General features: G+C 66.7%; 9 protein-coding genes and 1 riboswitch. Of the genes, 5 read left to right on the top strand and 4 right to left on the bottom strand.

Annotated elements, in window-relative coordinates; genetic code table 11:
- Positions 1-161 precede the first annotated feature (161 nt).
- A complete protein-coding gene (locus ACVOME_RS03815; protein WP_481504759.1) occupies positions 162-2,678 on the bottom strand; it encodes a S9 family peptidase in 2,517 nt (838 codons plus the stop codon).
- A 118-nt stretch (positions 2,679-2,796) separates the two neighbouring features.
- Positions 2,797-2,880: riboswitch (S-adenosyl-L-homocysteine riboswitch) on the top strand.
- A gap of 36 nt (positions 2,881-2,916) precedes the next feature.
- Between ACVOME_RS03815 and ahcY the strand changes: the two genes are divergently transcribed.
- The 3 genes from ahcY to ACVOME_RS03800 all read left to right on the top strand — a co-directional run bounded on the left by ahcY (position 2,917) and on the right by ACVOME_RS03800 (position 5,607).
- Entirely contained in the window at positions 2,917-4,362 is a 1,446-nt protein-coding gene (gene ahcY, locus ACVOME_RS03810) for an adenosylhomocysteinase (protein ID WP_053516439.1), read from the top strand.
- 286 nt (positions 4,363-4,648) lie between these two features.
- On the top strand, positions 4,649-5,122 hold the full coding sequence (gene ybaK / locus ACVOME_RS03805) for a Cys-tRNA(Pro) deacylase (protein ID WP_481504758.1): 474 nt from the start codon (positions 4,649-4,651) through the stop codon (positions 5,120-5,122).
- Positions 5,122-5,607, top strand: a complete 486-nt coding sequence (locus tag ACVOME_RS03800) for a hypothetical protein (RefSeq protein ID WP_481504757.1) — start codon at positions 5,122-5,124, stop codon at positions 5,605-5,607. Before ybaK ends, ACVOME_RS03800 begins: the two co-directional genes overlap by 1 nt.
- 26 nt (positions 5,608-5,633) lie before the next feature.
- Here the strand turns inward: ACVOME_RS03800 and ACVOME_RS03795 are convergent, their stop codons facing one another.
- On the bottom strand, positions 5,634-6,191 hold the full coding sequence (locus ACVOME_RS03795) for a DUF3228 family protein (protein ID WP_065175850.1): 558 nt from the start codon (positions 6,189-6,191) through the stop codon (positions 5,634-5,636).
- Between the two features lie 138 nt (positions 6,192-6,329).
- On the opposite strand from ACVOME_RS03795, the gene metF reads away from it, so the two are divergent.
- Both metF and ACVOME_RS03785 read left to right on the top strand, forming a co-directional pair.
- On the top strand, positions 6,330-7,157 hold the full coding sequence (gene metF / locus ACVOME_RS03790; RefSeq protein WP_461288018.1) for a methylenetetrahydrofolate reductase [NAD(P)H]: 828 nt from the start codon (positions 6,330-6,332) through the stop codon (positions 7,155-7,157).
- Between the two features lie 40 nt (positions 7,158-7,197).
- Positions 7,198-7,776 carry a DUF4124 domain-containing protein gene (locus ACVOME_RS03785; RefSeq protein ID WP_111186308.1) on the top strand — a complete coding sequence of 193 codons (579 nt, stop codon included), beginning with the start codon at positions 7,198-7,200 and terminating at the stop codon, positions 7,774-7,776.
- A gap of 70 nt (positions 7,777-7,846) precedes the next feature.
- Here ACVOME_RS03785 and ACVOME_RS03780 read toward each other — a convergent pair whose 3' ends face one another.
- Positions 7,847-8,800, bottom strand: coding sequence for a Nudix family hydrolase (locus ACVOME_RS03780; protein WP_053516444.1), 954 nt, complete (start codon positions 8,798-8,800; stop codon positions 7,847-7,849).
- A gap of 102 nt (positions 8,801-8,902) precedes the next feature.
- Positions 8,903-11,635 (bottom strand): preprotein translocase subunit SecA, encoded by a 2,733-nt coding sequence (gene secA, locus ACVOME_RS03775; RefSeq protein WP_481504756.1) that lies wholly within the window; start codon positions 11,633-11,635, stop codon positions 8,903-8,905.
- Between the last annotated feature and the right edge of the window lie 389 nt (positions 11,636-12,024).

Genomic DNA, 12,024 nt, shown 5'->3' with positions numbered 1-12,024 from the left:
CACGGGCCTCGGTCAACGGATCCTGGATCCAAGCCTATCCCAGATCGGGGGCTGTGCTGCGATGCAGAAATGGTTTCATCTGCATGCAACGCCAGCGCTGCCGATGTGGAATGCAACCGCGTCGGGGCGGCCCCCTCGCAGGGGCCGCCGGCATGCACGTGTCAGCGCTTCTTCTTCGCCTTGCCCGAGGCTGCCGGGCCGATGGTCTGCTCCAGCCAGCGCTCGCTCTCGGCCAGCATGGTCATGATCGATTCGCGTGCACGATAGGCGTGCGATTCGTTCGGCAGCATCACCAGGCGCGCCGTCCCTCCGAGTCCCTTCACCGCAGCGAACATGCGCTCGCTCTGCATCGGGAAGGTGCCGGAATTGTTGTCATCCACGCCGTGAATGAACAGGATCGGATCCTTGATCCGGTCCGCATAGTTGAACGGCGCCATCTTCTGATACACGTCCTGCGCCTGCCAGTAGTTGCGCTCTTCGGCCTGGAAGCCGAACGGCGTCAGCGTACGGTTGTAGGCACCACTGCGGGCGATGCCGGCCTTGAACAGGCGCGTATGCGCAAGCAGGTTCGCGGTCATGAACGCACCGTAGGAATGGCCGCCGATGGCGACATGGTCGCGGTCGGTCACGCCACGGCGCACCACTTCGTCCACCGCAGCCTGGGCATTGGCCACCAGCTGTTCGATATAGGTGTCGTTGGGTTCCTTGTCGCCCTCGCCGATGATCGGCATCGAAGGACTTGCCAGCACCACATAGCCCTTGGCCAGGAAGGCCTGCGGGCCCCAGTAGCTGATCGCGTTGAAACGGTACGGCGAATCGGTGACCTGGCTGGCGGCCGCGGCGCTCTTGAACTCGCCCGGGTAGGCCCACATCAGCAGCGGGCGCGGGCCGTCGCGCGTGGGATCGTAGCCCGGCGGCAGCAGCAGCGTGGCCGTGAGGTCCACGCCGTCGGCACGCTTGTAGCGGATCTGCTCCTTCTGCACGCCTTTGAGCTGCGGCAGCGGATGCGGGAAGTGGGTCAGCGCGCGCGGTGCCGCGCCGGCATCGGTGAGCGACTGCACATGGAAGTTGGTCGGCTCGTCCGGGCTTTCACGGCTCAGCAGCAGCGAGCTGCCCTGATTGTCCAGCAATGCCACCGGCACCGAATAGTTCGGCGCCTGCGAGTGGAACAGGCGGGAGGCCTTTCCGCTGGCGATGTCGAAGCGGTCCACGAACGGACGGTCACCTTCCGGCGAAGCACCGGCACCGACCAGATACAGGCTGCCACCATCGGGGCTGGTCTGCAGCAGCGAGCGGCCGCGATCGTCGCTGGACAGCTGGGGCCGGCCCGGATCGGAATAGCGGTCCTGCGCATCACGATCCCACAGCAGGCGCGGCTCGGTACCGGCGTTGTCCGGGGCAATCAACCAGGTCTTGGTCCTGCGGGTCTTCCACCACGACTCGGTGAGCAGGGCCAGGTCGCCACGGCCCCAGCTGATGCCGGCCAGACGGCTGCCGAGCTGGGCCAGCGTCACCGGCGGCCTGTCGAACGGGGCGGCCTGCATCAGCACGGCGTCGCGCACCTTGGCGTCGCGGTTCGGATCACCACCGTCCTGGGCCTCGGCCCAGACCAGCGTGGCATCGGCATCGCCGCGCCAGATGATGTCGCGTACGCCGGTCACTTCGGCGTCGTTGCCGGTCGGCAGGCCTTCCACCAGCGGGCGCACGGCCACGGTGTGCACCAGTTGGCCGCTGGCACGGTCGATCACTTCAATGCGGCGCGGGAAGCTGCTGACCGGCACCACATAGGAGTAAGGCCGCTGCACCGGCTGGCGCAGCACGAAGCGGCCATCCGGCGATACCGAGAAGCCCATGAAGATGCCCGCCGCGCCGATCGCGCGGGTGCGGCCATCCAGGCTGACTTCCATCGGCTGGGTGGTGGCGTAGTAGTCGAACTGGCGCGCGTCGGCCTCGTTCTTCAGCAGGTCCTGATAGGTACGGATCGACACCACGCCGCCGCCCTGGCTGGTCTGCTGCACGGCGGGGCCGGTGGGAATGCCGTCGGCGGCCGGGGCGGCGCCGAGGTTGGCCGGGCGGGTGAACACCACCAGACCACGGCTGTCCGGCAGCCACTGGTAGCCGCTGCCGATCACCGTGTTCAGGCCGGCGACCAGGCGACGGGCGCTGCCGGCGGCCACATCCACCAGCCACAGTTCATTGGCGCCACTGGCGGCGTCGACCTGATTGAAGGCCAGCCACTTCTGGTCCGGCGACCATGCCAGGCTGGCAATCGACAGCGTGCCCGGCAGGCCGCTGATCTGCCGCTCCCTGCCGTCGGCCACGCTCATCAGCCACAGCTTCTCGCCGAAGCTGAAACGGCTGTCGGAGAACGTGCGCGGGTTGATGCGCAGCCCTGCCAGCTTCAGTTCCGGCTGGGCCACCACCTGGATCGACGGCAGCGACGGCATCTGCATCAGCGCGGCCACATCGCGGCGCGGCGACAGGTACAGCGAGGGCGCACGCGGGGCGTCGACCACCGCCTGCAGCTCGGCCGAGGGCAGCTCGTAGCCGTTTGCCCCCTGGGCCTGGGCCGCCGCAGGCTGCGGCGCTGCCGCCCAGGCCAGCGGGGCCACCGCCAACAGGGCCATGGACAGGACCAGGCCGGTCAAGCGCCGGTTGCGGCGTACATGCGTGCTCATCGTTCCACCTGAGGGTGCGTTAAAACCCGACCTTAACAGTCCGTGCACAGGCGCCCATCTGCCGATGGTTGGGTCACGCCGATGAAACACCGGGCGCGCGATATAATGGCCGTTCTCCCCTCCCGAGGGGCGCTGCGACCGGACCCCCATGAGGCCGGCCAGGCTCGGTGAGGTGGCTCTGTAACAACGGCGCCCGGCTAGATGCGAGCACCCGCTCGCCCACAACCGGAGCTACTGCATGAACGCTGTTGCCAAGACCTTCTCCACCGAAGGCGATTACAAGATCCGCGACATCACCCTGGCCGACTGGGGCCGCAAGGAACTGGACATCGCCGAGCATGAAATGCCGGGCCTGATGTCGATCCGCCGCAAGTACCAGGCCGAGCTGCCGCTGAAGGGCGTGCGTGTGACCGGCTCGCTGCACATGACCATCCAGACCGCGGTGCTGATCGAAACGCTGAAGGACATCGGCGCCGACGTGCGCTGGGCCTCGTGCAACATCTTCTCGACCCAGGACCATGCGGCTGCGGCCATCGCCGCCACCGGCACCCCGGTGTTCGCCTGGAAGGGCGAGACCCTGGAAGAGTACTGGGACTGCACCCTGGACGCGCTCACCTTCACCCTGGCCGACGGCACCCTGACCGGTCCGGAGCTGGTGGTCGATGACGGTGGCGACGTCACCCTGCTGATCCACAAGGGCTACGAGCTGGAAAACGGCAGTGACTGGGTCAACACCGCCTCCTCCTCGCACGAGGAACAGGTCATCAAGAACCTGCTCAAGCGTGTGGCCAAGGAGCGCCCGGGTTACTGGGGCCGCGTGGTCAAGGACTGGAAGGGCGTCTCCGAAGAGACCACCACCGGCGTGCACCGCCTGTACCAGCTGGCCCAGGCCGGCACCCTGCTGATTCCGGCGATCAACGTCAACGATTCGGTCACCAAGAGCAAGTTCGACAACCTGTACGGCTGCCGCGAGTCGCTGGCCGATGGCCTGAAGCGTGCCATGGACGTGATGCTGGCCGGCAAGCTGGCCGTGGTCTGCGGTTACGGTGACGTCGGCAAGGGCTGCGCCGCCTCGCTGCGTGCCTACGGCGCACGCGTGGTCGTGACCGAAATCGATCCGATCTGCGCCCTGCAGGCAGCGATGGAAGGCTATGAAGTCAACACCATCGAATCGACCCTGGGCCGCGCCGACCTGTACGTCACCACCACCGGCAACAAGGACATCATCCGCATCGAGCACCTGAGCGCGATGAAGGACCAGGCCATCGTCTGCAACATCGGCCACTTCGACAACGAGATCCAGGTCGATGCGCTGGTGTCCTACCCGGGCATCAAGCACGTCAACATCAAGCCGCAGGTCGACAAGTACGTCTTCCCGAACGGCAATGCGATCTTCCTGCTGGCCGAGGGCCGCCTGGTGAACCTGGGCTGTGCCACCGGCCACCCGAGCTTCGTGATGTCCAACAGCTTCGCCAACCAGACCCTGGCACAGATCGACCTGTGGGCGAACAAGGACAACTACGAGAAGAAGGTCTACCTGCTGCCGAAGAAGCTGGACGAGGAAGTGGCACGCCTGCACCTCGAGAAGATCGGTGTGAAGCTGACCACCCTGACCCAGGAACAGGCCGACTACATCGGCGTGCCGGTGGAAGGCCCGTTCAAGCCGGACCACTACCGCTACTGATGCCGCGCCCGGGGTCGGTTCCCTTTCCGCAGGAAAGGGCCCCGGCCCCAGCAGCGGAAGCAGAAAGAACGGGCGCCTTCGGGCGCCCGTTCTGCGTCAGGCACGCCGCTAGCGCCAGCCCACGAGCATCCCGGTAGCGCCGGGCCATGCCCGGCGGGTACAAGGCGCCTGCTCATCGACACGCAGGCAATACGATCTCCACGCCACCGGGCATGGTCCGGCGCTACCAGATCATGGCAACAGCCTCGGTCAAGGCAGCCGCGTCGCCCCACGCTACGATGCGCCCATGACTCCGGCCATCACCCTGCTCAAGCGCGAGAAGATCGCCCACACCGTGCGCAGCTACGTGCACGATGCCCACGCCGAATCGTATGGTGGCGAGGCCATCGACAAGCTGGGCCTCGACCCGGCACAGGTATTCAAGACCCTGCTGGCCAGCACCGAAACCCACGAGCTGCTGGTGGCGATCGTGCCGGTGGCCGGCCAGTTGGACCTGAAGGCGTTGGCGGAAGCAGCCGGCTGCCGGAAGTGTGAGATGGCCGCTGCCGACGCCGCCCAGCGCGCCACCGGCTACGTGGTCGGTGGCATCAGCCCGCTCGGGCAGAAGAAGCGCCTGCGCACGTTCCTGGATGCCAGTGCGCAGGTATTGCCCAGCCTGCATGTCAGCGCCGGGCGTCGTGGACTGGAAGTGGAACTGGCGCCGGCCGACCTGCTGCGCCTTACTGCCGGACATTACGCCGCCATCGGCACGGCCCGCTGATGCGCTGGCCGTGGTCCGCAGCGCCGATACCCCGGCTCGACGATGCACAGGCCGACGTGCTGCTGCAGGATCTGCTGTCGCGCGACGCCAGCCGCATCACCGACGCCGCGCGCACGGTTGCGCGGTTGTTCACCCCCTCCTCGCTGGAAGCTCTGGCATCGCACGCCGACCTGATCGAGCGACACTGCCAGCCCGTCGAACTCGGCGGCATGCTGGTCAGCAACCAGGCGCACCTGAAGGCGGCGCTGCGACGATTGCGCTACTGGAAGGCGCACGAGGGTTGCCTGTGCGCGCTCAACCCCACCTACCCGTTCTTCGATCCCCGGCGCCTGATTGAACAGGGCCACATGCAGCTGCTCTCGTTGCAGGAGGCCGAAGATGGTTGGGGCGATTGCCACACGGTCGCCTGTGCACACTGCGGCCAGCACTGGCAGGCAATCGACCGCGAATACCATTACCCGTGGTGGGAATGGCTTTCCGGTTGAGCGCGGCCGGATGCACCTGACCGGGCCTACGGCCGCCAGTTGGCGTTGTTCTCCCAGAACGCCACCGAACGCTGGTAGGCCTCACGGTCCAGCGGCACGCCGGAACCCCCCTCCTCCACACCGAGCGCATTGCGCATCATCGTGATCGGCGCCATCGGCACTTCTTCCGGTTCGGCGGTGTAGATGCAACCGACGATGCCCCAGTCCGCATCGATCGGTGAGCCCTCTTTGGCCAGCTGCTCAGCGCTGTACAGGATCACCACCAGGTAGTTCGCACGCGGCGATTCGACGCCTTCGAACCAACGCACCAGCACCGGCAGCTCATCGCGGTTGCGCGCTTCGTAGCCGCTGCGCAGCAGGTGGCGGTTGGCATCGGTGACCGGCACGGTCAGGCAGCGCGTGCTGGTCCAGTTCTCGTAGACGAACAGCTTGCAGAACGGCGCGTAGCCGTCGAGCACCTTCAGCGGTGCGTGTGCGTTGAGATACGCCTCGAACTGCTCGGCAGTGCAGTCCTGAATGGTGTTGCCGCGCGGCACGCGCGGGAACAGGCGGGGACGGGCGAAATCGGTAAGGACGATGGACATGGTGTGCGGCGTGATCAGGAATTCAGTGGCACAGGGTACCCGCCCTTCCCCCTTCGCGGCAGGCGCTTCACACATTCATTGCACATCCATCTTGATGAAGCGATATACTGGTTCGCACCCGCCGCCATCGCCCGTGCCATGACCGCCATCAGCTTCGAGTTCTATCCGCCCAAGACCGACGAACAGCGCAGCCAGCTCGACCGTGCCGCGGCGAAGCTGAAGGACTACACGCCCGAGTACGTGTCCTGTACGTTCGGCGCCGGTGGCTCGACCCTGAGCTACACCTCCGAGACCGTGCGCCATCTCAACCAGCACCACGGCTTCGAGGCGGCGCCTCATCTCTCCTGTGTCGGCGGCACCCGCCAGGAAATCCGCGAGCTGCTCAAGCTGTACCGCGCCATCGGCTGCCGCCGGCTGGTCGCACTGCGGGGTGACCTGCCCTCGGGCATGGGCTTTCCTGGCGACCTGCGCTACGCCGCCGAACTGATCGCCTTCATCCGTGCCGAACATGGCAATGCCTTCCGCATCGAGGTCGGTGCCTACCCCGAAACACATCCGCAGGCCTCCGATGCCCTGGCCGACCTGAAGCACTTCAAGGCCAAGATCGATGCCGGCGCCGACGCGGCGATCACCCAGTACTTCTTCAACCCCGACGCCTACTTCCACTTCGTGGATGAAGTGCGCCGGCTTGGCGTGGACGTGCCGATCACGCCCGGCATCATGCCGATCGCCAACTTCAGCCAGCTGCGCCGCTTCTCCGAGCAATGCGGCGCCGAGATCCCGCGCTGGATCGGCCGCAAGATGCAGGCCTACGGCGATGACGCGGCATCGGTGCGTTCATTCGGCGCCGAAGTGGTGGCCAAGCTGTGCCAGCGCCTGATCGAAGGCGGCGCGCCGGGCCTGCACTTCTACACACTGAACCTGGCCAAGCCGACAACGGCCGTGTTGAAACTGCTGCAGGGCTGAAAGCACGCTGCACGCGTGCATTCGGCGCTACCCTGCGTCGATGAGATCCATTTCACTCCTGCTGCTGCCGCTGCTGCTGTCCGCTGCGCCCGGCGTTGCCCACGGCCAGGCCTCGCGCCTGAACCGCTGCACCGATGCACAAGGCCAGAGCGTCTACACCGACCGGCCCTGCGACAGCATCGGCGCGCGATCACGGCTGCCACCTCCCGCTCCTGCCGGCAACCACCTGCCGCAGGACTCGCTGGGGGCGCGCTGCCCGCGCCGCCTGAGCGAGCTGGTACAGGCCCTGCGCACCGGCATCACCGGCAACGACGTGAACCGCTTGTCCTCACTCTATCTCTGGGGGGCGGTGTCCGACGCGGGCGCGCAGCGCATCCTCGGCCAGCTGGAGTCGCTGGCGCGGCGGCCACTGGTGGACGTCGTGCCGGTCTATCCGCAGCAGGCACAGGCCCTTCTCCAGGACGAGGATCCTGCACTGGCCGGATCCGCGACCGAGCCCTCCACGTCGCGCCATCCCGTAGGCCTGCGGCTTGAGCAGACGCTGCCTGGCAGCGCCACCCGCGCCGCGACGGTGCTGGGACTGCGACGTCAGTACGGCTGTTTCTGGATCACCTTGTGACCGGTGGGGTCCGATCCCGGCAATGGGGTCAGAGCCCGGCTGCGCGGGGATCTGACCCCGCGAGCGTGCTCTACTCCGGCCACAGGCTGCGGATGGCGGCGATGCCCTGCCCACCATGGCGGCGCGCCTCAGCGACCTGGCCGCGTGCCATCCCACCCAGTGCGTAGATGGGCAGCGATACCTGTGCACGCAGGGCGGCAAACGCATCCCAGCCCAGCGGCGTTGCCTCGGGATGGCTGGCGGTCGCCTGCACCGGCCCAAGCACGGCGAAGTCGCATCCCAGCCGTTGTGCGGCCTGCAGCTGCTCAAGATCGTGGCAGGAGGCTCCCACCAGCTGCCCATCCGGCAATGGTCGCGCCTGCAGGGACAACAGCTGTTCGCTGCCCAGATGCACGCCGACACCCAGCGAGCGCGCCAGTTCGATATCGCGGTTCAGCAGCCACTGCACCCCGCGCCGGTGCGCGCGCAGCGCCTGCTCGATCAGGGCCTGACGGCGAGGATGCTGCAGCGGCAGGCGCAGCTGGATGCGCTGCTGGCCGCCACTGACCGCGCGCTGCAGCCGTTCCTGCCACTGCCGTTGACCGGCCTCGTCCTCACCCGGCGCAGGGGTGACCAGATAGCAGTCGGGCTCGCGCAGTGCCGCCACCACCGGCAGGTCGGCCGGCGGCATCGAGTAGCGTCCGAGCTTGTCCTGCGCGACCCAGGTGATGGCCTGGCCTTCGCGACCGCGCGGCGTGCCCTTCCAACTGCGGACGTGCCGCACCTCCAGCGTCAGGTGCTTGTCCGGGTACCGCTGTGGCACGTCCATGATCCAGTCGCCGACCTCGGCTTCGATGCCCAGTTCCTCGCGCAGTTCACGCACGAGGGCCTGCGCGGAGGTTTCGCCCGCTTCGCGCTTGCCGCCGGGGAACTCCCACAGGCCGGCCATGTCGCGGTTCTCGGTACGACGGTTGAGCAGCACGCGGCCACGGGCGTCGGTGATGACGGCCGCCACGACATGGATCGATCGGGTGGGGGAAGGCATGCAGGGAGCATGCCTACAACAGGGGGACCGGCGCAATCGCGGATCGCGTACTTTCCTGCCCCAGAACGGGAGAGCCCCGCTTTCGCGGGGCTCTCTGGCCGGTCAGCTCAGCTGGCCGTGGCAGTGCTTGTACTTCTTGCCACTGCCGCACGGGCACGGATCGTTGCGGCCGATCTTGGCTTCTTCGCGCTGCACCTGGGCCACGCCCTGCTGCGCGGCCTGCACCTGCGCCGCTTCCTCGTCGGCGCTGTAGCCGCCGGCGTCCTGGTGCTGGAACTGCGACTGGCGCAGGCGTGCCTCGACCTGCTGGCGCTCGGCCGCTTCCAGTGCCTGCACTTCCTCGTCGCTGCGGATGCGCACGCGGGCGAGCAGGGTCACCACTTCGCGCTTGACGTTCTCCAGCATGTCCGAGAACAGCTCGAAGGCTTCCTTCTTGTACTCCTGCTTCGGCTGCTTCTGCGCGTAACCCCGCAGGTAGATGCCCTGGCGCAGGTAGTCCATGCGTGCCAGGTGCTCCTTCCAGCTCTGGTCCAGCACAGTCAGCATCACGTGCTTTTCCAGCGCGCGCATGGTCTCGTCGCCGACGCTGGCTTCCTTCTCGGCGAAGTGCTGGTTGACGCGCTCCTGCACCTTGGCGGCGATGGTTTCGGCGTCCAGTTCCTCGTGCGACTTGACCAGGTCGGTCAGCGACATCTGCAGGCCGAACTCCGACTCCAGGGTCGCTTCCAGGCCACGCAGGTCCCACTGCTCGTCCACCGAGTTCGGCGGCACGAAGCGCGCAACGATGTCGAAGACGACATCGTCGCGGATGCCATCGACGTTCTCCTTCACCGATTCGGCGTCCAGCAGTTCATCGCGCTGGGCGTAGATGACCTTGCGCTGGTCGTTGTTGACGTCGTCGAAGTCCAGCAGGTTCTTGCGGATGTCGAAGTTGTGGGCCTCGACCTTGCGCTGCGCCTTCTCGATCTGGCGGCTGACCAGGCGGTCTTCGATGACGTCGTCTTCCTTCATGCCCATCATGCGCATGGCCTTCTGCACCCAGTCGGAGGCGAAGATGCGCATCAGGTTGTCTTCCAGCGACAGGTAGAAGCGGGACGAACCCGGGTCGCCCTGGCGGCCCGAACGGCCACGCAGCTGGTTGTCGATACGACGCGATTCATGGCGCTCGGTGCCGACGATGTGCAGGCCGCCTGCCGCCTTCACTGCTTCGTGGCGCTGCTGCCAGTCGGCCTTGATCGCCGCCTTCTGTTCATCGGTGGCATCTTCGCCCAGCGCATGCAACTCGGCTTCCAGCGAACCACCGAGCACGATGTCGGTACCACGACCGGCCATGTTGGTGGCGATGGTCACCGCGCCGGGACGACCGGCATTGGCGACGATGGTCGCTTCGCGGTCGTGCTGCTTGGCGTTGAGCACTTCGTGCTTCACGCCCGCCTTGCGCAGGTGCTCGGACAGCATTTCCGAGGTTTCGATCGAGGTGGTACCGACCAGCACCGGCTGGCCGCGCTTGGCGCATTCCTCGATGTCGGCCAGCACCGCGTTGAACTTGCCCTTGCGGTTGAGGAACACCTGGTCCGGGCTGTCCTTGCGGATGGTCGGGCGGTTGGTCGGGATCACCACCACTTCCAGGCCGTAGATGCTCTGGAACTCGAATGCTTCGGTATCGGCCGTACCGGTCATGCCGGACAGCTTCTTGTACATGCGGAACAGGTTCTGGAAGGTAATGCTGGCCAGCGTCTGGTTCTCACGCTGCACCGGCACGCCTTCCTTCGCCTCCACCGCCTGGTGCAGGCCGTCGGACCAGCGGCGACCGGCCAGGGTACGGCCGGTGAACTCGTCCACGATCACCACTTCACCATCGCGCACGATGTAGTCCACGTCACGCTGGTAGATGGCGTGCGCGCGCAGGGCGGCGTTGAGGTGGTGGACCACGGTCAGGTTCTGCGCCGCGTACAGGCCTTCGGTGTCGCCGTTGAGGATGCCGGCCTCGACCAGCAGCTGTTCGGCGTGCTCCATGCCCGCTTCGGACAGGTGCACCTGCTTGCCCTTCTCGTCGACCCAGAAGTCGCCCTCGCCGTCTTCCACTTCCTGCTTGACCAGGTTCGGCACGATGCGGTTGACGCGGATGTACAGCTCCGGGGAATCGTCGGCCGGGCCGGAGATGATCAGCGGGGTGCGTGCTTCGTCGATCAGGATGGAGTCGACTTCGTCGACGATGGCGTAATGCAGGCCGCGCTGGTAGCGATCGGCCTTGGACAGCGCCATGTTGTCGCGCAGGTAGTCGAAACCGAATTCGTTGTTGGTGCCGTAGGTGATGTCGGCGGAATAGGCTTCGCGCTTGTCGCTGTGCGGCATGCCCGGATACACCACGCCCACGCTCAGGCCCAGCCAGTTGTACAGCTTGCCCATCTGCGCGGCATCGCGGCGGGCCAGGTAGTCGTTCACGGTGACCACGTGCACGCCCTTGCCTTCCAGCGCGTTGAGGTACACCGGCAGCGTGGCCACCAGGGTCTTGCCTTCACCGGTACGCATTTCGGCGATCTTGCCCAGGTGCAGGACCATGCCGCCGATCAGCTGCACGTCGTAGTGGCGCATGCCGAGCACGCGGCGACCGGCTTCGCGGCAGACCGCGAATGCTTCCGGCAGGACCTTGTCCAGGGCCTCACCGCCGGCGATGCGCTGCTTGAACTCCGGCGTCTTGGCCTGCAGCTGCTCGTCGGAAAGCTTCTCGATCTCCGGCTCCAGCGCATTGATCTTGGCGACGATGCGGTTGAACTGGCGCAGCTGTCGTTCGTTACGACTGCCAAATACGCGGGTAAGCAGGCTGTTGATCATTGAAGGAACCGGGTTGGATGGACACGACGCCCGGCCTTCCCTGGGGAATCCGTCCGCCGCAAACGAAACAGGGCGCTTGGCGCCCTGTCGATGGCAACACCCATTGTAGCTTGGGACGGCCGGGAGGGGTTTCAAGCGTCCCGTGCGGCGTGATCGGCCCGGATCCGGCAAACCGGGGTTGAGCAAAGGGGTCAGATCCCTTTCGCCGTGGCGAAAGGATCTGACCCCAAGGAGGGTGGGGGGGGGGGGGCGCCCCCCGGGGGGGGGGGCCCGCGGCGGGCGCTTTAACCCCCAATCCATTTTGGGGGGGCGGCTTTCCGGGGCGCGTTTGGCGGGGCCGCGCGGGCGCGCCGGCGCCGCTTCCTGCCGCCCACGCCACTGCATCATGC

This window comes from Stenotrophomonas sp. STEN008, assembly GCF_056760435.1.
Note: the sequence above shows the minus strand (reverse complement) of the source record. Positions and strands in the feature narration are given on the sequence as shown.